The organism is Kitasatospora sp. RG8, assembly GCF_017813315.1.
GTDB lineage: Bacteria > Actinomycetota > Actinomycetes > Streptomycetales > Streptomycetaceae > Kitasatospora.
On record NZ_JAGIYX010000032.1, the window covers coordinates 62,527 to 83,579 of the forward strand.

Sequence of the window (21,053 nt, forward strand, 5' to 3'; positions counted from 1 at the left end):
GTGGTGGGGCCGGGCCGTCCCCCGGCCCCACCACCGGCACCCGACCGGCCCTTCGGGCCGGACGCTTGACGCAAGGACAGGAGGGGGGAAAGCCATGCGCGTCACCCTGCTCACCGAGGGGACGTACCCGCACCAGCACGGCGGTGTGAGCGTCTGGTGCGACCAGCTCGTCCAGGGCATGCCGGACGTCGACTTCGACATCATCGCCGTCACGGGCACCGGCCACGAACCGCTGGCCTGGGAGCTGCCCGCCAACGTGCGGTCCGTCACGACCGCGCCGTTGTGGGGCCCGGCCACCGAGGGCAGAGCCCCGCGGGGCAAGGAGATGCGCCGCTTCCTCAACGCGTACGAACGCTTCCTGCACTCCATCCTCGACCCGGTCTACACCACCCACTTCGGCACCGAGCTGTACGGCTTCGCCGACCTCGCCCGCCGCGGGCTGCTCAGCCCGGCACTGCGGAGCGAGCGCGCCCTGCGCACCCTCCAGCACGTGTGGACCCGCGACTACCTCTCCACCGCCGTCTCCAGGCCCACCCTGCACGACGCGCTCAACGCCACCGACCTGCTGGAGCACGCGCTGCGCCCGCTCTCGGCCGAGCCGCCCAAGGAGGGCGTCGCGCACGCCGCCAGCGGCGGCCTGGCCACCCTGCCGGGGCTGATCGCCTCACAGCAGTACGGCGTACCGTTTCTCCTCACCGAGCACGGCATCTACCTGCGCGAGCGCTACCTCGGCTACCGCACCGGCCCGTACCGCTGGCCGGTCAAGGCACTGCTGCTCGGCTTCTACCGGATGCTCGCCGAGGAGAGCTACCGGCGGGCCGCACTGGTCACCCCCGGCAACCGGTACAACCGGCGCTGGGAGGAGCGCGGCGGCACGCCGTCCGCGCACATCCGCACCGTCTACAACGGCGTGGACCCGGCGGCCTTCCCGCCCGCCGGACCCGAGCCGCAGACGCCCACGCTCAGCTGGGCCGGCCGGGTCGACCCGATCAAGGACCTGGAGACGCTGATCCGGGCCTTCGCGATCGTCCAGCGCGAGATACCCGAGGCCCGGCTGCGGCTGTTCGGCGGCACGCCCAAGGGCGGCGAGGCGTACCGCGACGGCTGCATAGCCCTGGCCGCCGAGCTCGGCATCGCCGACTCGGTGGCCTTCGAGGGCCGCGTCGCCGACATCACCGACGCGTACGCGGCGGGGAACGTGGTGATGCTCTCCAGCATCAGCGAGGGCTTCCCGTTCACCCTGATCGAGGCGATGTCCTGCGGCCGCTCCACCGTCTCGACCGACGTGGGCGGCGTGCGCGAGGCCGTCGGCGACACCGGCCTGGTCGTCCCCCCGCGCGAACCCGAACCCATGGCCGCCGCCGCCATCGAGCTGCTGCGCGACCCCGAGCGCCGCGCCCGGCTGGGCGAGCAGGCCCGGCTGCGGGTGATCGAACAGTTCACGCTCCGCCAGAACATCGACGGCTTCCGCGGCATCTACACCGAGCTGCTGGGCACCTCCCGCTGGCTGCCGAACGGCGTGGTCGCGGTCCAGGACGGCGCCCCGGCCGGCTGGGACGAGCCCGTGGCCCTGGGCGAGCGCGACGAGGTGACGGCGTGAACGAGCGCAGCACGAGAACCATGAAGAGCAGCGTGTCCCGCGAAGCGGCCGCCGAGCGCAGCGAGGTGGCGGCGTGAGCGAGCGCAGCAAGCGAACCATGAAGAGCAGCGTGTCCCGCGAAGCGGCCGCCGAGCGCAGCGAGGTGGACGCATGAGTGGGCCCCTGCGCCTCGTCCCCGACGAGGCCGGCCCGGACTGGGCCGAACAGACCGTGCAGCTGCGCACCCTCCCGCGCAAGCGCCGCCGGCAGGCGGTGCCCGCGCAGCCGGTCGAGCCGCAGGAGCAGCTCGACCTCTCCCCCGACCCGCTGGACGAGCTGGCCGAACGGCTCGCCGACGTCTGCGCGGACGCCGTCCACCCCTACGAGATCGCGGCCTTCCTGGAGTCCGACGGCCTCTCCGACGAGCAGGCCGGGCTGCTGTACGGCCGCCCCGACGCGTTCACCGTCGCCGAGGAGCTGTTCGAGAAGGTCGAGCGCCGCTACCCCGGCCCGAGCGCCGAGTTCGCCAACCCCTGGCGGGCCGACCCCTGGCGCTGCGTGGTGCGCGGACTGGTCTTCGCCCTGCCCGGACTCGGCTACCTGCTCGGCGCCAACCTGTTCGCAGCCACCCGGATGCGCTTCGGCCTCCCCTCGGGGATGCTCGCGCTCTCGGTGGCCACCCTGGTCAGCTGGTCCTGGAACCAGGCGCTGGCGCACCGCTCGTACGCCTGGCTCGGCCGCGGCCGGCGCCGGGCGGCCGGGCTCTGCCTGGCCGTCGGAGCTCCGCTGGGCGCGCTGGTCGCGGCCACCGCCGGGTACGTGGTCGGCGGCCCGCTCGGGGCGCTCTGCTTCGCCGCCGGGCAGTCCGGCTACCTGGCGGCGGCCACCGTGCTGCTGGTGCTCGGCCGGGAGAAGTTCCTGCTGCTCGCGCTGGCGCCGTCCGCGGTCGGCGCGGGCGTGGTGCTCGCCGTCGACGTGCCACAACCGGTCCGGACGGTCGTCCTGCTGTCCTCGCTCGGGCTGGCGGTGGGGCTGGCCACCCGGGAGATCGTCCGCTGCCTGCGCAGCGAGCAGGACTCCACGGCACTGAGGCTCCCGCTCCTGCACGAGCTGCCGCACCTGCTGTTCGGGCTCGCGGTCGGCGCGCTCACCCTGATCGCCGGCCTCGGCACCACCGTCCACCAGGCGGTCCGCACCGGCGCCGCCGAAGGCGCGTCAGCCAGCCCGACGGGGCCGGCGATGATCGCGCTGACGCTCAGCCTCGGGCTCGCCGAGTGGCTGCTCTTCCGCTACCGGGCGATGGCCGTCGCCGCGCTGCGGACCAGCCACACCCCGGCCGCGTTCGCCCGCCGCACCGGCGGCGTGCTGCTCGGCTGCCTTTTCATCTACCTCACCACCGTGGCCGCGCTGGACGCCGCCGCCACCGTGCTCTGGCCCGGCGCCCCGGCGCTCGGCGTCCCGGAGCTCGGTGCGCTGCTGCTGCTGGGCGGCTCGCTCTGGCTGGCGCTGCTGCTGAACGCCTTCGGGCTCAGCTGGAGCACGGCCCTGATCTGTCTGGCAGCCGCGGGCGCCGAGTGCACCGCGCTGCTGACCGGGGTGGACCCGACCGTCCTGCAGCTGATCGGCTGCGGGGCCGCGGCGGCCGTCCTCACCGCAATCGCCGGGCCCGTGCTCGGCCGCACCACCAAGCACCGCTGAACCGTCCGACACCACCGACCACCGGCCACGGCCGGTGCACGCCGGGCCACCACTGACCGTCCCGCCCGGCCGTCCCCGAAGAACAGAAAGCGAAACACGCATGAGCAGCGTCGCCGTCACCGGAGCCGAGGGCTTCATCGGCTCCCACCTCGTCGAGACCCTGGTCGCCGACGGACACCAGGTCCGCGCCATGGTCCAGTACAACTCCTTCTCCTCCTTCGGCTGGCTGGAGACCCTGTCCAAGGAGGTGCTGGAGTCGGTCGAGATCGTCCTCGGCGACGTCCGCGACCCGGGCTCCGTCAACGGCCTGGTCAAGGGCACCGAGGCGGTCTACCACCTGGCCGCCCTGATCGCGATCCCGTACTCGTACCGGGCCCCGCACTCGTACGTCGACACCAACGTCACCGGCACCCTCAACGTGCTGGAGGCCGTGCGCCACCTGGAGATCCCCCGCCTGGTGCACACCTCCACCAGCGAGACCTACGGCACCGCGCAGACCGTGCCGATCACCGAGGACCACCCGATCAACACCCAGTCCCCGTACGCCGCCTCCAAGGCCGGCGGGGACCGGCTGGCCGACAGCTACCACGCCAGCTTCGAGACCCCGGTCGTCACGCTGCGCCCGTTCAACACCTTCGGCCCGCGCCAGTCGATGCGCGCCGTCATCCCGACCGTGATCGCCCAGGTCGCGGCCGGCGAGACCGAGATCACCCTCGGCGACCTGCGCCCCACCCGCGACTTCACCTTCGTCAAGGACACCGCCAACGCCTTCCGCACGGTCGGCACCGCCCCGGCCGAGACCGTGGTCGGCAAGACCTTCAACGCCGGCACCGGCGGCGAGATCTCGGTCGGCGACCTGGTCACCCTGGTCGGCAAGCTGATGGGCGTCGACCTCCTGGTGAAGGAGGACGAGCAGCGCATCCGCCCGGCCAACTCCGAGGTCATGCGGCTCGTCGCGGACGCCACCCGGCTGCGCACCGCCACCGGCTGGGCGCCCGCCTTCTCGCTGGAGGAGGGCCTGGAGCAGACCATCGAGTTCTTCCGCGACCCGGCCAACCTGGCCCGCTACAAGACCGACATCTACAACGTCTGACGCCGCCGCACCACCTGCCAGAACTCGCTATCCAAGGCTCCTGTCGCACTAAATTCCGTGGGGGAAACACCATGCATGCAGTGATCCTGGCCGGCGGTAAGGGCGTCCGTCTCCGCCCCTACACCACCGCGCTCCCCAAGCCGCTCGTCCCGATCGGCGACCAGCACGCGATCCTGGAGATCGTGATGCGCCAGCTCGCCGCCGCGGGCTTCAAGACCGTCACCCTGGCCATCGGCCACCTCGGCCACATCATCCGCGCGTACGTCGGCAACGGCTCCCAGTGGGGCCTGCGGGTCGGCTACGCCGTCGAGGACAGCCCGCTCGGCACCATGGGCCCGTTGCTCACCATGCAGGACCGGCTGCCCGAGAACTTCCTGGTGATGAACGGCGACATCCTCACCGACCTGGACTTCGCCGGGGTGCTCAAGCACCACGAGGCCTCCGGGGCGCCGCTCACCATCGCCACCTACGCCCGCCAGGTCAAGATCGACTTCGGCGTGCTGACCACCGACTCCGGCTCCATCACCGGCTTCCAGGAGAAGCCGAGCATCGACTACCGGGTCTCGATGGGCGTCTACGGCGTCTCCCGCTCGGCGCTCGCCAAGTACACGCCCGGCCTGCCGCTCGGCTTCGACGAGCTCGTGCTGGACCTGCTCGCCGCCCAGACCCCGCCGTCCGCCTACGAGTTCGGCGGCTACTGGCTGGACATCGGCCGCCCCGACGACTACGACCGGGCCAACGCCGAGTTCTCGCTCATCCGCTCGCAGCTGATGCCGGCCGAGTCCGAGGGCCTGTACGCCGTCCCGGGCGGGCAGGAGCAGCCGGTCCCGGCCGCCCGCACCGCACCGGACGCCGGTCTCGCCGCCGCACCCGACCAGCCCGCCACGGCCGCCGCCGGCCCCGAGAAGGACGGACGGGCCGCGTGAGGATCCTGCTGCTCGGCGCGGACGGCTTCCTCGGCCGGCACGCCGCCACCGTCCTGCGGTCGCTGCCCGGCGCCACCGTGCTGACCGCCGGGCGCCGGCCCGACCACGACCTGCGCCTCGACCTGGCCACCGCCCAGGCCGGCCCGCTCGGCGAGGAGCTGGCCGCGCTCGCCCCCGACGCGGTGGTCAACTTCGCCGGCGCGGTGGCCGGCAGCGCGGTCACGCTCGCCGAGGTCAACGCCCGTGGCCCGGCCGTGCTCTGCGAGGCGCTCCGGGAGGGTGCCCCGAAGGCCCGGCTGGTGCACATCGGCTCGGCCGGCGAGTACGGCGTCTGCGCCCCCGGCAGCTCGCTCGCCGAGGACGCCGACGCCCGCCCGGTCGGCGTCTACGGCGCCACCAAGCTCGCCGGCTCCCTCGCGGTGGCCGGCTCGCCGCTGGACGCCGTGGTGCTGCGGGTGTTCAACCCGGTCGGCCCGGGCGCCCCGGCCGGATCGCTGCCCGGCCGGCTCGCCGCCGAGCTGCGCCGGGCCGCCCCGGAAGGTGCCGACGGCGTGGTGAAGGTCGGGGACCTCTCGGCCCACCGCGACTTCGTCGACGCCCGGGACGTCGCCCGCGCGGTCGGCCTGGCCGTCGCCGCCGAGCGCCCGCTGCCCCGGGTGCTCAACCTGGCCTCCGGCCGGGCGCAGCCGGTCCGGGCGATCGCCGACGGCCTGGTCGCGGCGGCCGGCTTCACCGGCCGGATCGACGAGAGCGGTGCCGGCTCCGAGCGCTCGGCCGCCGTCTCCTGGCAGCAGGCCGACGTCTCGGCCGCCGCCCGGGAGCTCGGCTGGCACCCGGAGACCGGCCTCGCCGACACCCTGCGCGACCTCTGGCTCAGCACCGGCCCACTGGTCGCCGCATGACCGGCGCAAGCCCGAACGACGGCCGCCTGCTGGTGCCGCTGTACGTCCACCCCGCGGTGGACCCGGCGGCCTGGCAGGCGGTCGCCGCCGCCGACCCGGGCCGGATCGCCGCCGTCGTGCTCAACCTCGCCGACGGCCCCGGCGACACCCCCGACAACGTCTTCGCCGAGGCCGCCGACGAGCTGCACAAGGCCGGCCTCCCGCTGCTCGGCTACGCCGACACCGACTACGGCCGACGGCCGCACGCCGCCGTGGTGAACGACATCCTGACCTACCGTCAACGCCACGGCATCACCGGCGTCTACCTCGACCAGGTCGCCACCCATCCGGGCGCGCTGGCGCACTACCGACGGCTCGCCACCGCGGCCCGCGCCGCCGGCTGCGCCACCGTGGTGTTCGGCCACGGCGACCACCCCGACCCCGGATACGCCGAGGTCGGCCTCGCCGACCTGCTGGTCACCTTCGAGGGCGACTGGACGGCCTACCGGGAGATGACCCTGCCGCTCTGGACCGGACGGCACGCCGCCGCCCGGTTCTGCCACCTCGTGTACGACGTCCCCGCCGACCAGGCCCGGGACGCCGTCGCCCTGATCGCCGCACGCCGGGCCGGTGTCGGCTGCGCCGTCCCGGGCGCCGGGGAGAACCCCTGGAGCACCCTTCCGCACGGCCTGGCCGTCTGACCGACCACCCGACCTTCCCGCCGCACCGTCGCCGAACCGACCTGATCCGACTCGGAGTTCGACCACCGTGACACGCCGCACCCGGCCCCTGCTGGCCGCCCTCGCCCTGACCACCGCCCTGCTGGCGACCTCGTGCAGCAGCTCGGGTTCGGAGGACGGGGACGACTCCTCGGCCGACGCCACCGGCACCCAGCCGCCCGCGGCCACCGCCACCACCGAGCCGGGCACCCCGTCGGCACCCACGACGTCCACTCCCGGGACCCCCGGCACGCCCAGCACCCCGGGCACCCCCGGAACCACCCCGGCGACCCCGGGCACCCCCGGCAGTCCGTCGGCCCCCGGCACGCCCGGCACGCCACCGCAGCCCGCAGGCTCCCGTTGGCAGCCCACCCCCGGCCTCGCCTGGCAGTGGCAACTCGGCGGCGGCGTCGACCAGTCGGTGGACGTCCCGGTCTACGACATCGACGGCTTCGAGACCGACGCCGCGACCGTCGCCGCCCTGCACGCCAAGGGCCGCAAGGTGATCTGCTACATCAACGCCGGGTCCTGGGAGGACTTCCGCCCCGACTCCACCGCCTTCGCCAAGGCCCTCCAGGGGGACGGCAACGGCTGGAAGGGCGAGAAGTGGTTCGACATCCGCAAGATCGACCAGCTGAAGCCCCTGATGGCCTCCCGCTTCGACATGTGCAGGAGCAAGGGGTTCGACGCCGTCGAACCGGACACCATCGAGGCCTACAACCAGAACAGCGGCTTCCCGCTGACCGCCGACGACCAGCTCCGGTACAACCGCATGCTGGCCGGGCTCGCGCACGAACGCGGCATGGCGATCGGCCTGAAGAACGACCTGGAGCAGATCCCCGCCCTGCTGCCCGACTTCGACTTCGCCGTGAACGAGGAGTGCGCCCAGTTCAACGAGTGCGCCCGGCTCTCGCCGTTCGTGCAGGCGGGCAAGGCGGTCTTCCACGTCGAGTACAAGCTCGGCACGGAGAAGTTCTGCGAGAAGACCAAGTCCCTCGGCTTCAGCTCGATGCAGAAGAAGCTCGAACTGGACGCCTGGCGGAAGCCCTGCTGACCCGGCAGGGCGGGCAGTCCGCCAGGCACTCCGTCCAGCGGGTTACTTGACCGCCAACCAGATGACGGCACCCAGAACGGCCAGCGCGACGACGGCGATCACCGCGATCAGGCCGGTCCGGCTGCCGTTGCTGGTGCTGCCGTAGGTGGAGACGGAGCCCGGCGCCTGGGGTGCCGGGCTCTCGTCGACGAACGCCCGGAACATCTGGGTGCTGCCGGCGGGGTCGTAGTCGTTGTCAGCCATGGCACGGACTCTAACGAATCCGTGGACCCCGCCGACACCCCGGACCCTCCTCCGGCACGCTCCCCCCACGTCTCCCCCCTCCTGTCCTCCCAGGGTTCGTCCCCGCGCCCTTGCGACAGGGGTGCGACAAGCGTGTGAAGTCCGCCCGGATCATGGAATGCCCACCCGCCCGATCCGGTTGACTCCGCTCATGACCGGAAACCACAGTGACGCCCCCGGCCGGGTCCGGCTGGGCACCTCCGACCTCGCCGTGTACCCGCTCTCCCTCGGCGGCAACGTCTTCGGCTGGACGGCCGACGAGGAGCAGTCCTTCGCCGTCCTCGACGCCTACGCGGCCGCCGGCGGCAACTTCGTCGACACCGCCGACACCTACTCCTCCTGGGTGCCCGGCAACGTCGGCGGCGAGTCCGAGACCATCATCGGCAACTGGATCCGCAGCCGGGGCAACCGCGACGACCTGGTGATCGCCACCAAGGTCGGCCTGCACCCCGAGGCCCGCGGCCTGAGTGCGGCCAACATCAAGTCCTCGGTCGAGGGCTCGCTGCGCCGCCTCGGCACCGACCGCATCGACCTCTACTACACCCACCAGGACGACGACACCCCGGTCGAGGAGTTCGTCACCGCGCTGAACGAGCTGGTGAAGGAGGGCAAGATCCGCGAGGTCGCCGCCTCCAACATCAGCGCCGAGCGGCTCGCCGAGGCGCTGGCCTTCGCCGCGAGCGAGGGCCTGGCCAAGTACGTCGCCGTCCAGCCGCACTACAACCTGGTCTCCCGCGCCACCTTCGAGGGCCCGCTGGCCGACGTGGTCGCCGACCACGGCCTGGCCACCGTCCCGTACTACGCGCTCGCCTCCGGCTTCCTCACCGGCAAGTACCGCCCCGGCGGCGGCGAGGTCGCGAGCGCCCGCTCCGAGGGCGCCTCCCGCTACCTGGACGACCCGCGCGGCCCCAAGGTCCTGGAGGCGCTGGACACCGTCGCCGCCGAGCACGGTGCCGAGCCCGCCACGGTCGCCCTGGCCTGGCTCAACGCCCGCCCGACGGTCGCCGCCCCGATCGCCAGCGCCCGCACGGTCGAGCAACTCCCCCCGCTGCTGGCCGCCGCCTCCCTGCGCCTCACCCCGGAACAGCTCACCCTCCTGAACACCGCCTCCGCCTGAGCGGAGCCCCCTCCGGGCGGGCACGGCAGCGGCCCCCGACGGATCCGTTCCGTCGGGGGCCGCCGCCGTGCCGCTGCCGTGCCGGCGCCCGGTACTGGACGCCCGGTACTGGGAGCCCGGCGCTAGGGCCGGCCGAAGTGGGTCGGGTAGAAGCCGCTGCTGATGGTGGAGACCCGTACCGCCTTGCCCGGCCGGGGCGCCTCGACGAACTTGCCGCCCCCCAGGTAGATCCCCACGTGGTGGATGCCGGAGGCGCGGCCGGAGTCCGACCAGAACAGCAGGTCACCGCGGCGCAGCTGCCCCGCGCCGATCGGGGTGGTGGCCGCGTACTGGTCGTCGGCCACCCGGGGCAGGCTGATCCCGCTGCGTTGGTACGCCTGCTGGACCAGCCCCGAGCAGTCGAAGCCGGACGGGCCGTTGCCGCCCCAGACGTACGGCTTGCCGAGCTGGGCGAGTGCGTAGTCGATCGCCGCCTCGACGCTGCCGGAGTCCGGCGCGTCGTCCGGGTCCGGCCGGCTCGCGGGCCGGTCGGGCGCGGGGGCCGAACCGCCGCCGGACTGGCCGGTGCGGTTCAGGTACACGTCGTAGTGGCTGGTGTACCGCCACTCGCCGCTGCTGTTCTTGAACCAGTACTTCGAGCCGTCCCAGCCCTGCTTCCCGGCCGCGGACGCGGCCGAACCGTTGGAGGCAGGGGCCTTGGAGGCGGAGGCCTTGGAGCTTGAGGAACCCGAGGAACCCGAGGAACCCGAGGAGGCGGCGCCGGAGGCGGTCGTCTTGCCGCCGGACTGGCCGGTGCGGTTCAGGTACACGTCGTAGTGGCTGGTGTACCGCCACTCGCCGGCGCTGTTCTTGAACCAGTACTTCGAACCGTCCCAGCCCTGCTTCCCGGCCGCGGCGTGCGCGGACCCGGCCCCGGCCGTCAGACCGACCACGCCGGCACCGGCCAGCACGGTGGTCGCCAGGCAGGTGTTGCGAACGGCGCGGTGTATTCGTCCGCCACCGGACGACCCGGACGACCCGGACGACCCGGCCCCCGCCGGGCGGGCGAACCGCGGCCGGAGCACGCAGTTCGGGCAGGCGCAGCCCGCCATCGCGGGAACGCTGCCGAGGCTCTCCTCGAAGCCGATCAGCGCGGCGTCGGCGTCGAAGCCGGCGAACCCCGCACCGAAGTCGGCATCGAGCACGGCGTCGAGTGCGGCATCGAAGTCCGCGTCGAAGTCCGCATCGAGCTCGTCATCGAGCCGGGCTCCGCGCCCGGCGTCGGCCTTCGCACCGGACACCGGGACGAAGTCCGTCCCGAAGTCGGCTTCCGTGCCGGTGGCTATCCTCATGCCGGTCGTCCTTCCTTCCGCCCGGCCCGGGCGGCCGGGGACGGTACCGAGGCGGCCACTCCGGCCGGGGCGACGAAGGCGACCAGCAGCTGCTCCATCAGCGCACTGCGGGCGGCCTCGTCCAGTTCCTGCGCGGTGGCGCGCTCCAGCCGGCGGACGGCGAGCGCCGCCGCCTCCACCGCGTCGTCCACCAGCACCGTGCGCAGGCCGGCGTCCAGATCGGCCAGCCGGCGGCGGCGCATCGACTCGGCCACCTCGGGCGCGTAGTCCAGCGCCAGCGGCTGCACCGAGTACACCTCCAGGCCGGCCGGGGCGACCTCGGCGGCCAACGCCCGGGTCATCTCGTCGGCGAACCACTGGCCGTCCCGCAGGGCCGGACCGGGCGCCGCGTTGCTGTCGCACGGCAGCGTGGACGCGGTCCGGGTCAGCACCGCCTGCACCTGCGCGCGCAGGTAGCCCTCGTGGTCGTCGATCGCCAGCAGCGCCCGGGCGCTGTCCTTGACCCGCCACACGATCAGCAGCCGGACGACGATCGGCGTGCCCGTCCGGTCCACCACCTTGACCGGCTCGCTGCGCCAGTGACGCAGCCGGACGTCGACCCGGCGACGGCGGAGCAGCGGGTTGACCCAGACCAGTCCGGTCCGCCGGACGGTGCCGCGGTAGCGGCCCCAGCGGCTGAGCACCCGGGTCTCACCACCCGCGTTGGCCAGCAGCCCGGCCAGCGAGAAGACGACCAGCAGGCCCGCCGCGATGACGGCGGCGATCGACCTGGCGTCCACCTCGGCCCGGCCGCCGTCCAGGGCGGCCGGGCCGCGCAGATCGGGCAGCGCGTCCCAGTGCGGGATGACGCCCGCGTGCAACAGCACCAGTACGACGGCCGCCAGGCCGGCCAGCACCGCCAGCAGGGCGATCCAGCCGGGCAGCGCGGTGGCACCGTACTCGCGCAGCGCCTGGTCGGCGCGCGGGGGGCGGCGGGAGGTGGCTGCGGCGACCGCGCCGGCCGGGGTGGCCTCCGGGAGCTCCACGGTCTCCGGCCCCGTCTCCAGCGGGTCCCGCAGGTCGGGGGGCGTGACCACCGGACCGGGGACCACCGCCAACGGGGTGGTGGCCGGACCGTCGTCCGCCGGCTTGGCGGGCTTGGGTGCCGGCGTGGCCGCCGTTCGGGTGGCCGACGCCCTGGCCACCGTCCTGACCAGCGGGCTGGAGCCGGAGGCGGAACGTTCCGGCAGGGCCGGCGGTGGTGCCTTGGGCAGGTTGTCGGGTCGCTGCGAAGAATCGCGGGTGACGTCCATGCACGGATCCTCGGGTTCGGTGTGTCGCGCAACGGGCGGCCCGGATCTGACGGGCAGTGCCAGAGCCAGGCTAAGTTCATACGTCATCAAATGCGACATTTGAGATAGAGCGTGTCGACATCTACTGACGAATCATCCGAAGCCGACCTGACGCGCAGGCACATGAGCGAATGGTCTGAATGGTTCAGCGCCGCCGCGCGCCGGGGCCACGGGAGAAGACCCGGCGGGTGATCAGCCCGACACCGGTGAGCAGCAGCAGGACACCGGCGAGGCCGCCGCGCCAGCCGTCCGACCGCGACCGGTCGGACGCCGCCTGCGACGCCGCGGCCCCGGCCTCGACGGACTGCCCGGCCGGCGGCGCGGCCAGCGCCCGGGAGGGCTCGGCAGACACCTGTCCGGCAGACACCGGCTGCGCCGCACCGGTGGCTGCCGCCGGGGCGGCGGCCGCCCCGGCGGACGGGGAGGACGAGGGCGCGGACGGGAATCCCGGAGAGCCCGGGGAGACCGGGGAGACCGGGGAGACCGGGGAGACCGGGGAGACGGACGGGGACGCAGACGGGGACGGCGCGGCGGACGAGCCGGAGATCGGGCTCGGGCTCACTCCGGAGATCGGGCTCGGGCTCGGAATCTGGCCCGGCTTTACGCCGACCGAGGTGGTGGCCGTGGCCACGGGCATCGCCGGCCGGCCGGCCGGGTCGACGACCGCCGGGACGACGATCGGCAGCAGGCCGGGCAGGACGGGTTCCAGCGCGGCTTCGGGGCCGGGAACCGACGGGACCGGCGGAGTCGGCGGCACCGGCGTCGCGGGCAACACCGTCGGCGCGGGCACCGGGGTCGGGGGCGCGGAGGGCGAGTGAACGGGCGACGCGGGAGCGGTCGGCGCAGGCGTCCCCGGCGACGGCACCGGAGAGCCCGGCCCCACCGGTGACGGCACGGCAGGTGACGGAACACCAGGCACCACCGGAGCGAAGGTCACCACAGGCACCGCCGCCGAAGCCTCCGAGGTCGGGACCACCGGGCTCGGGGCCACCGGGCTCGGCACCACCGGACTCGGAGCCACCGAAGTGGGGGCCGTCGTGGCCGCCGGCGCCCCGGCCGCCACGACCCTGACGGTGACCGCGTCGGCCGCCGTCCCGTTGCCCGCCAGGTCGGTCGCCGTGACGACCAGCCACTGATCGCCGTCCGCCAGGTCCCGGCCGGCCGTGCAGCTCCAGCCGCCGTCCGCGGCGGCGGTGGCCCCGCAGGCGACGATCCGCTCGGCCGAGGCCGCGCCGCCCGACCGGGCGGTGACGGTCACCTTGGCCCCCGGCTCCGCCCGCCCGGCGAACTTCGGCCTGGCGGCCCGGACGGTCTCGCCCGCGACCGGCGCGGTCAGCACCGGACGGTCCGGCGGGACGGTGTCGACGACCAGGGCGGCGGACCGGCCCGGGCTCCGGTTCCCGGCGGCGTCGACGGCGGTCGGGGTGAGCTGGTGCCGCCCGTCCGCCAGGTTCTCGACCGGCAGGCAGGCCCAGCCGCCGTCCGACCGGACCGCCGTGCTGCACAGCTCGGCGGCGGCGCCGTCACGGCCCCCGGCCGGCTGGTCGGCCACCGAGACGGTGCTGCCCGGCTCCCCGCTGCCGGTCAGTTGGAGACCCGGGTCGTTGGTGTACTCGGGGAGGCTGAGCACGGGGGCGGCGGGCGGCGCGGTCTTCACGGTGATCCGGACCGGCTCGCCGCGCAGCACGACGCCGCCGGTGGTCGTCTCGACCGGGGTCAGGCTGTGCGCCCCCGCACCGAGCGGGCTGCCCGGTCGGCAGGACCAGTCGCCGCCCCGTTCGACCCGGGCCTTGCAGAGCACCGCGTCGCCGTCCCGGACCTCCACCGTCGCACCGGCCACGGCGCCCTCGCCGCGCACCTGCGGACGGGCGTCGGAGACCACGCTGCCGTCGACCGGGATCGCGATCTCGGGCCGGGCGGCGCCCACGTTCAGCCGGATCCGCTGGTCGGAGACCTCCCCGGAATCGGCGAAGCCGCCGGGCGGCACCAGCTGGGTCGCGTCCCGGCCGATCCGCAGCCGGGCCCAGGTCTCCCCGGACGCGGCGCCGGCGGGGACGGTCCACTCCAGGGCGGCGGTGTCGGCACCCGCCGGGATCTCGGCCTGCACCCGCTCGGCGGGGTCGAAGCGCCCGTTGTGGTCGAAGTCGACCCAGCCGGCCAGGGTGGCGGACGCGCCGCTCACCGCGACCGGTACGACGAGCCGGTAGTAGTGGCCGATCGCCGCCTCCGTCGGGTAGCTGACGGCCGGGTCGGCGCCCTGGTACTCGCCGCGCCCGGGCTGGAGCTGCGGCGGGGCCGGGTTCGCCCAGACGCTGCGCCGCCCGGCTCCGTGGTCGAGTTGGACGAGCGGCTCGTCTGCCTGCCCCCGCGAGGTGGTGGCGGGCCGACGGGCGAGCCGGGCCGGGGTCGTGGCGTCCGCGCCGAGGAAGAGGTCGGAGAGCAGGTGGGAGGCGTTCCCGTAGCCCTGGGGGGCGGTGCCGACGCCCTCGTCCAGGGTGACGGTGGCCGCCAGGACGAGCGGCTGCGGCGCGGTGGCGGAGCCGTCCCGGGCGGTGGAGCGCTGCTCGACGCGGAAGACGGCGGTGCGGAAGGTGCCGGCCAGCTCCAGGCTGCCTTCGGCGGCCGAACCGTTCGAGGGGTCGACGCCGCCGTCCGCCCCGGCGGGGGCGAGGGTGTTCCCGTCGACCGTCCAGCCGGGGAAGTCGGTCCGGTTGACCAGGGTGGGGGCGGCCGGCGAGCCGCCGGTGAGGGTCAGCCGGGTCGCGGTGCCGGTGGCGCCGCCTTTCCCGGCGACGATTCCGGCGAGTCCGCTGAGATGCAGGCGGGGATTCCGGACCGTCCGGGAAAAGCCGATCTGAAGCGTTCCGACGGTTCGCCAGGAACCGTCCGTCTGCGGACGGTCCTCCGCGATCCGGAAGGCCTGCGCGGGATCTCCGGGCCGGACTCCATCGGTGTAGAGGGCGGCCGCCCGGCCGCCCCCGGCGCGGTCGGCCAATTCACCCGGTTCGGCGGTGACGGCCACTCCGGGAGCGGCGGAGAAATCCAGCTGGACGGCGAGACCTGAGGGCAGGACCGCCCGGCGGTCGCCCGACCAGGCGTCAGGCGACTGCTGGGCCGCGGAGTGCGGCGGGTTCCAGCCGATCAGCAGTCCGGCCGCCAGTGCCGCCGACGCTCCGGCCGCCGCCATCCGGAGCCGCCGCACCCCTCCCGCCCGGGCGCCGCACCGGTGCGGGGACGGTGCGGACAGCGCGGCGTCGCGGGGAATCCGTCGGCTCATCCGGCTCTCCTTCGGTGTCGGCTGCCAGGGCCGGTGGCCAGTCACCAGGGGCTCCGCAGTCTGGGCACAAGATGCGACAAAACGGAATCACGATCCTGGGCCGGTCATACTGCGACACCTGCGCTCATGGCCGCATCCCACCCGATCGGCGGTTATCCGACCGGCAGGACAGGATGTAACTGAAGGGGACGCATTTCATCCGTTGGGCGGCATGTCGAGGGGAACACCGATGAATCCCGGCGAGCCCCGGTGAGCCCCGGTGAGCCCCGGTGACCCGGCGATTCCAGCCGGACGCCGGCGTCCGGCGCCTGACCATTCATCCGGCGGATCTGTTCAACTCGGTCGACCGCTCACCAGCGTCGGGCCCCGTGGCAGTTGCCCCCGTTCTGACCAGGAACAGTCTCGCGGTCGTCGAACCCCACGACCCCGCCGTCGCCGGGTACTCCCACCAGCACCTGTTCGAGCACAGTCCCGGGATGCGGGCGTTCTTCCCCGCCGAGACGGCCGAGCAGCGGAACCGGCGCCTCGCCGCGTCACCTAGGTCGCGCTGTGGCTGGAGAGCGCCGAACAGCTCGCCGGGCACCGCCGGGCTCCGGGACACGACCACCGCAGGTTCCCGGCCGCGCCCGAGCACTACCCCGCCGTCGGAGCCAGTCCGATCGCCGCCGTGCGGCACCTCTCCGACCGCCACTGGACGCCCGAGACCGAGAAGGCCTGGACCGAGGCCGTCACCGGCGGGGGAACGACCGGCTCCGGGTGCTGCCGCCGGCCCCAGCCCGGGGAGCGGACGGAACGGTGCGACCGGGCTGGTCCACGACGCGCGTCTGCGGCAAGGGAACCGGTCCGGCCGGGACGTCCACCTCGGCGGGCCGCCGGACCTCGCCCCGGCGCTCGCCTGTCTGCAGGCCGGCCTCGGCGCCGACCCCGGCCTGATCCGGCACGCCCCGGCGCCGGCGGCCTTCAACCGGACCGGGCCCCTGACCTCCTCCGACCGGTTTCCCGACCAACGCGACGTGCCCCGGATCAACCACGCCGAGCTGAGGTGAGCGGCCCGGAAGGCCCGGGAAACGGGAGAAGCCCCCGGCCGGTGGCCGGGGGCTTCTCGCTGGTGCGCTCAGCAGGATTCGAACCTGCAACCTCTTGATCCGTAGTCAAGTGCTCTATCCGTTGAGCTATGAGCGCAAGTACCGGGCGGACCCGGTCTTGCGGGGTTTGGTGCGCTCAGCAGGATTCGAACCTGCAACCTCTTGATCCGTAGTCAAGTGCTCTATCCGTTGAGCTATGAGCGCTCGCCCTGGTGAACGTGCCACCGGGGCGGTGCGGGGACAACATTACATGACCTGCGACGTGGGGCGAAATCGATTGATCCGGGCACCCCGGACACCTGCTCCCGCCCGCACGCCCGGAGCGCCGACCGGACCTGTCGGACCTGCCTGAGACACCGAAGGCGTCGAAGGCGCCGGACCTGTCGGACCCACCGGCCGGATCCCGACCCGGAAATGCGGAAAGCCCCGCCGACGTGATCGTCGGCGGGGCTCCCGGCTGGCGGAGGCTGAGGGATTTGAACCCTCGATGGGCTTTAAGACCCAAACCGCATTAGCAGTGCGGCGCCATAGACCGGACTAGGCGAAGCCTCCCCACATGAACCGTGCCCGCGTGGCGGACCCGCTCCGTGTGCCTGAGATGATGCCACAACCCAAGGGCTCGGCACCAACCACCGCCAACGTTACTAGGCGGGTCGTCCCCACCGCAAAGAAGAATGAGATACTGCCGTCTCCGGAGGAGCTGCCCTGAGCCGAGGAGACCTGTCGACGTGAGCAGCAGGCCGATCCGAGGCGCTGCTCGCCTCGCCGCCATACTCGACGCCCTGCCCGACGCGTTGCTGCTGGTGAACAGCAACGGCACCGTCGTCGATGCCAACAACGCAGCCGTCCAGGCGCTCCAGGCGCCCGGCACCTCGCTGGTCGGCATGGGCGTGCTCGACCTCTTGCCGGAGTTCGACCCGAGCCGGATCCCCGGCTCGATGCGGCCGACCCCGCGCGAGGACGACGCCCTCGACCGCCCGGTGCGGATGACCGCCCGCCGCACCGACGGCACGACCTTCCCGGTCGAGGTCTCCGGTAACGACTTCGCCGACGACGGGTCCGGTGCCCGCTCCGGCGACGGCCGCGGCTACGCGCTCTCGCCGCTCGTCCCCTACGACCCGTACCGCGACGGCTCCCGGCCCTCCGCCAGCGACCTGCTCCTGCTGCTGGTCCGTGACCTCTCCAGCCGGCTCGGCGTCGAGGCCGAGCTGCGGCGCCAGCACAAGCAGACCGAGATGATCCTGCGCGCCGCCGCCGAGGGCGTGCTCGGCGTGGACCTCGAAGGCCGCTGCGTGCTGGTCAACCCGGCCGCCGCGCACATCCTCGAGTACCGGGCGAGCGAGCTGGGCGGGCGCGAGCTGCACCCGCTGATCCAGCACTCCCGGGCCGACGGCACCCCGCTGGCACTGGAGGAGTCCGCACTGCTGGACACCCTCACCTCGGGGCGCAAGCACCGGGTGCGCGGCACCGTGCTCTGGCGCAAGGACGGCCGGCCGGTCACCGTCGACCTCACCACCGCCCCCGTCCGGGACGGCGACCAGCTGGTCGGCGCGGTGATGACCTTCACCGACCGCAGCCGCGAGCTGGCGCTCGTCGCCCGCAACGAGCACCTCACCGCCGTCCTGGAGAGCGAGCTGGGCGGCGCGCTGACCGCGCTGCACCGGCGGATCGACGCGCTCGCCGCCGACCCGGCCGGCCAGCTCTGGCCGGAGGCCAACTGGACGCTGCGCCGGCTGGCCGACGAGTGCCGACGGTTCGGCAAGCTGATCGACGGCGTGCTCGCCCACCAGCGCTCCGAGGCCGGCGAGTCCGGGTCGGGGTCCGGTTCCGCGTCCGGCGGACCCGGCGACGGCAGAGACGGCGGCAAGGGCGACGGCACGGGTGACGGCAAGGGCGGGAAGAAGGCCCCCGAGCGCGTCCCGGTCGCCCTGGACAAGGTGGTCCGGCAGGCCGTCGAGCACGCGGGCGAGCTGGTCGGCGCCGGCCGGGTGCGGTTCTCCGTGCACGCCGCCGCCGTCGAGGTGATCGCCGACGAACAACGGCTCGCCCAGGCGCTCGCCCACCTGGTCGCCGACGTCAGCGGGGTCGCACTCTCGCTGGACGCCCCGCCCACCGTCACCTCCCCCGGCCTGGCCGCCCCCGGTACCGCGGCGCTGCCGCCCGGCGGCGACGACGCGCCGATGGTGGTGCTCGCCGCCGCCCAGCGCGGCGACGTCGCCCGGGTGGAGATCCGCGGCCCCGGCCGCGGCGGCAGCCCCGTCCACCTGCCGATCGCCCGCGCGGTGGTCGAGCGGCACGGCGGCGTGCTCCAGCCGCACGAACTGCCCGGCAAGGCCGGCACCACCTACGTCGTCGAGCTGCCGCTGGACCCGGCCGCCGCGAAGGCCGCCGCCGAGCGCGCGTCGGCCGAGGGGCGCTCGGACCGGCCCAAGGAGAGCGACTCCGCCGTCCTGCCGGACCTGCCGGGCATCCCGCAGCTGCCCAGCGCGCGGCACCCCGAGGACGACGCCGAGGCGGCGCCGGGCGGCGGCAAGGACCCCGAGCCCGCAGCGGAGCGGCGGGCGGGCGACCAGCCCGCCGAGGAGCCCGTGGCCGAGCGGCGCGGGCGCCGGGGCCGACCCGCCGTCGAGCAGCCGCCCGTTCCCGCCGCCGCGCCTTCGTCCGTGCCCGCCGGCACGCCGTCCGGGGCGTCCTCCGACCCGTCCGGCGCTCCGTCCGCGACCCCGTCCTCCGCTCCGGCGGGTGACGCTCCCGCCCCCGAGCAGTGGCCGCACGCCCCGGCGCGGGTCGAGCGGGCCGTCCCGGAGCAGTGGCACGGAACCGGCAACGATCCCGCGTACGGGCGGCCGGGCCTCGGCGGTCCGACCGCCCAGCCGACCGACCCGTGGGGCAAGGACGACGGCCGCTCCGGTACCGCGTACGCCGTGCCCGTCGACAGCGTCGACGGCCTGGGTCGCCCGGACGGCCAGGGCGGTCAGGGCGGCCGGCCGGATGGCCACCGCGCCGCCGAGGCGGGTGCGGCCGGTCCGCGTGGACCGCTCGCGCTCGGCCCGGCGCCCACGCCCGTATCCGCGCCCGCGCCCGCCGGAGAGGCCCACGGCACGCCGGCGGTCGGGACTCCCGTGGAGGGCACCCCGGCAGGGGGCACCCAGGTCCACGGGACTCCGGCCGGCGGCACCCCCGTCGACGGGACTCCGGCGGGCGGCACCGCGGTCGGCGCCGAGACCGGCCGGGCGGACGGCGGGCAGGAGCCGAAGCCGTCCCGGCGACGCCGCGCACTGCCGGCCAACGAGGACTCCTCCGGCGGGTTCGCCCTGCCCGGCGTCCCCGACCCCTCCACCGTCTACCCCGGTCTGGAGCACGCGCTGCCCGCCGGGCCGGCACCCGCGCTGCCCGAACCGGCCGCCGCCCCGACCGGCCGCCGCCGCAGGCTGGCCGTCCCGCCCGGCCCCGGCGCCGAGGCCCAGGGACCGGCCGCCCCCGACGCCGCCTCCACCGCACTCGCCCCCGCCCGCCCCGCCCTGCCCGCCCCGGCGGCGGACGGCCCGGCGGCGGACGGGCAGGGCAACGGTCCGCAGCCCGTCGGCACCGGCCTCGCCGAGCTGGCGCCGCCGCGCCCGCTCCAGTCCCCGGGTGTGCCCGGCCTCCCGTCCGGACCGGCCCCGGAGACCGGTGCCCCGGCCCTCCCGACCGGTGCGCCGCAGCTGCCCGCCGTGCCGGAGGCCCGTCCGGCGCCCCGGCCGATGGCCGAGCTGCCCGCAGCCGGCCACGACGACCCCGCCGAGCACCCCGCGCAGGCCGCCCCCGGCGGGGACGGCGGCCCGCGCCGCCTGCTGGTCTGGCCCGAGCCCGACCCGGCCACCAAGCTGGCCCTCCAGGAACGCGGCTACCGCCCGGTGATCGTCCGCTCCCGCGAGGAGGTGGACGCCCAGGTGGCGGGCTTCCCCGCCGCGCTCTTCGTCGACCCGCTGACCGGCCCGATCACCCGGACGGCGCTCCAGTCGCTGCGCACCGCCGCGCTCAACAGCCGGGTCCCGGTGCTGGTCACCGCCGGCCTCGGCCAGTCGAACCGGGACGCCGCGTACGGCGCCGACCCGGCCGTCCTGCTGCGGGCGCTCGCCCCGCGCGACGGCGAGCACCACGCCCCGCGCGTCCTGCTGGTCGAGGGCGACCCGGACATCGCCGCCGCCATGATCAGCAGCCTGGAGCGGCGCGGCATGCACGTCGAGCACGCGGTGGACGAGAACGACGCCGTCTCGCGGGCCAGCAGCGTGCAGCCGAACCTGGTGGTGATGGACCTCTTCCAGATCCGCCGCCGCCGGGTCGGCCTGCTCGACTGGCTGCGCACCAACGACCGGCTGCACCGCACTCCGCTGGTCGTCTACACCTCGGTGGACCTCGACCCACGCGAACTGCCCCGGCTGCGCACCGGCGAGACGGTGCTCTTCCTCGCCGAGCGTTCGACCAGCGCGGACGTGCAGTCGCGGATCGTCGACCTGCTCGGGCGGATCGGCACCATGGGCGAGGCGGGCGTCGCGGCCGCCGGCTGACGGCGGCGGCTGGCGGCTCGTGGCCAAGGGCTCGCGGCTGATCGTTTGCCGACACGGCTGAGGGCCGGTCACCCCGTGTGGGGGGGACCGGCCCTCAGCCGTGTTCGGCCTGCCCGTTGCGTCGGGTGTC

Annotated in this window: 12 protein-coding genes, 3 tRNA genes and 1 pseudogene; 9 read left to right on the top strand and 7 right to left on the bottom strand. The window is 74.8% G+C overall.

The genetic code is table 11. The annotated features are described in order from the left end of the window. Nucleotides 1-94 precede the first annotated feature (94 nt). The 7 genes and pseudogenes from pelF (at nt 95) to J5Y04_RS34220 (ending at nt 7,950) form a co-directional block, all read left to right on the top strand. Nucleotides 95-1,600 carry a GT4 family glycosyltransferase PelF gene (gene pelF / locus J5Y04_RS34190; protein ID WP_209416431.1) on the top strand — a complete coding sequence of 502 codons (1,506 nt, stop codon included), beginning with the start codon at nt 95-97 and terminating at the stop codon, nt 1,598-1,600. 150 nt (nt 1,601-1,750) lie between these two features. After that, nucleotides 1,751-3,277 carry a hypothetical protein gene (locus tag J5Y04_RS34195; protein WP_209416432.1) on the top strand — a complete coding sequence of 509 codons (1,527 nt, stop codon included), beginning with the start codon at nt 1,751-1,753 and terminating at the stop codon, nt 3,275-3,277. Nucleotides 3,278-3,377: 100 nt separating this feature from the next. Continuing rightward, nucleotides 3,378-4,370, top strand: coding sequence for an SDR family NAD(P)-dependent oxidoreductase (locus J5Y04_RS34200; protein ID WP_209416433.1), 993 nt, complete (start codon nt 3,378-3,380; stop codon nt 4,368-4,370). Between the two features lie 71 nt (nt 4,371-4,441). Continuing rightward, nucleotides 4,442-5,143: pseudogene (locus J5Y04_RS34205) on the top strand (NDP-sugar synthase); the annotation flags it as partial. A 149-nt stretch (nt 5,144-5,292) separates the two neighbouring features. Then, nucleotides 5,293-6,198 (top strand): NAD(P)-dependent oxidoreductase, encoded by a 906-nt coding sequence (locus J5Y04_RS34210; protein ID WP_209416434.1) that lies wholly within the window; start codon nt 5,293-5,295, stop codon nt 6,196-6,198. Beyond that, the gene (locus J5Y04_RS34215) at nt 6,195-6,878 is read left to right on the top strand and encodes a spherulation-specific family 4 protein (RefSeq protein ID WP_209416435.1); all 684 of its coding nucleotides are present in this window, start codon (nt 6,195-6,197) and stop codon (nt 6,876-6,878) included. Before J5Y04_RS34210 ends, J5Y04_RS34215 begins: the two co-directional genes overlap by 4 nt. 67 nt (nt 6,879-6,945) lie before the next feature. Further along, nucleotides 6,946-7,950, top strand: coding sequence for an endo alpha-1,4 polygalactosaminidase (locus tag J5Y04_RS34220; RefSeq protein ID WP_307853447.1), 1,005 nt, complete (start codon nt 6,946-6,948; stop codon nt 7,948-7,950). A 42-nt stretch (nt 7,951-7,992) separates the two neighbouring features. On the opposite strand, the gene J5Y04_RS34225 is transcribed toward J5Y04_RS34220, so the two are convergent. Beyond that, nucleotides 7,993-8,193 (bottom strand): hypothetical protein, encoded by a 201-nt coding sequence (locus J5Y04_RS34225; RefSeq protein ID WP_148643958.1) that lies wholly within the window; start codon nt 8,191-8,193, stop codon nt 7,993-7,995. Nucleotides 8,194-8,383: 190 nt separating this feature from the next. Between J5Y04_RS34225 and J5Y04_RS34230 the strand changes: the two genes are divergently transcribed. Next, nucleotides 8,384-9,349: an aldo/keto reductase gene (locus J5Y04_RS34230; protein ID WP_209416436.1), complete on the top strand. Its 966-nt coding sequence runs from the start codon at nt 8,384-8,386 to the stop codon at nt 9,347-9,349. Between the two features lie 122 nt (nt 9,350-9,471). Here J5Y04_RS34230 and J5Y04_RS43330 read toward each other — a convergent pair whose 3' ends face one another. The 6 genes from J5Y04_RS43330 to J5Y04_RS34260 form a co-directional block, all read right to left on the bottom strand. Continuing rightward, a complete protein-coding gene (locus tag J5Y04_RS43330; protein ID WP_209416437.1) occupies nt 9,472-10,680 on the bottom strand; it encodes a C40 family peptidase in 1,209 nt (402 codons plus the stop codon). Further along, complete coding sequence (locus tag J5Y04_RS34240; RefSeq protein WP_209416438.1) at nt 10,677-11,972, bottom strand: SPFH domain-containing protein; 1,296 nt, start codon at nt 11,970-11,972, stop codon at nt 10,677-10,679. Before J5Y04_RS34240 ends, J5Y04_RS43330 begins: the two co-directional genes overlap by 4 nt. Before the next feature lie 184 nt (nt 11,973-12,156). Continuing rightward, a complete protein-coding gene (locus J5Y04_RS34245) occupies nt 12,157-15,288 on the bottom strand; it encodes an Ig-like domain-containing protein (RefSeq protein WP_209416439.1) in 3,132 nt (1,043 codons plus the stop codon). 1,106 nt (nt 15,289-16,394) lie between these two features. Continuing rightward, nucleotides 16,395-16,470: transfer RNA gene (locus J5Y04_RS34250), tRNA-Arg, on the bottom strand. 31 nt (nt 16,471-16,501) lie between these two features. Further along, nucleotides 16,502-16,577, bottom strand: a tRNA-Arg gene (locus tag J5Y04_RS34255). 254 nt (nt 16,578-16,831) lie between these two features. Next, nucleotides 16,832-16,925 (bottom strand) — tRNA-Ser (locus J5Y04_RS34260). A gap of 176 nt (nt 16,926-17,101) precedes the next feature. Here J5Y04_RS34260 and J5Y04_RS34265 point away from each other — a divergent pair. Continuing rightward, entirely contained in the window at nt 17,102-20,923 is a 3,822-nt protein-coding gene (locus J5Y04_RS34265; RefSeq protein WP_209416440.1) for a PAS domain-containing protein, read from the top strand. Nucleotides 20,924-21,053: the final 130 nt, after the last annotated feature.

Coding starts and splice junctions, on each gene's coding strand:
- pelF (WP_209416431.1), top strand. CDS start 95: ATGCGCGTCACCCTGCTCACCGAGGGGACGTACCCGCACCAGCACGGC.
- J5Y04_RS34195 (WP_209416432.1), top strand. CDS start 1,751: ATGAGTGGGCCCCTGCGCCTCGTCCCCGACGAGGCCGGCCCGGACTGG.
- J5Y04_RS34200 (WP_209416433.1), top strand. CDS start 3,378: ATGAGCAGCGTCGCCGTCACCGGAGCCGAGGGCTTCATCGGCTCCCAC.
- J5Y04_RS34215 (WP_209416435.1), top strand. CDS start 6,195: ATGACCGGCGCAAGCCCGAACGACGGCCGCCTGCTGGTGCCGCTGTAC.
- J5Y04_RS34225 (WP_148643958.1), bottom strand. CDS start 8,193: ATGGCTGACAACGACTACGACCCCGCCGGCAGCACCCAGATGTTCCGG.
- J5Y04_RS34230 (WP_209416436.1), top strand. CDS start 8,384: ATGACCGGAAACCACAGTGACGCCCCCGGCCGGGTCCGGCTGGGCACC.
- J5Y04_RS43330 (WP_209416437.1), bottom strand. CDS start 10,680: ATGAGGATAGCCACCGGCACGGAAGCCGACTTCGGGACGGACTTCGTC.
- J5Y04_RS34240 (WP_209416438.1), bottom strand. CDS start 11,972: ATGGACGTCACCCGCGATTCTTCGCAGCGACCCGACAACCTGCCCAAG.
- J5Y04_RS34245 (WP_209416439.1), bottom strand. CDS start 15,288: ATGAGCCGACGGATTCCCCGCGACGCCGCGCTGTCCGCACCGTCCCCG.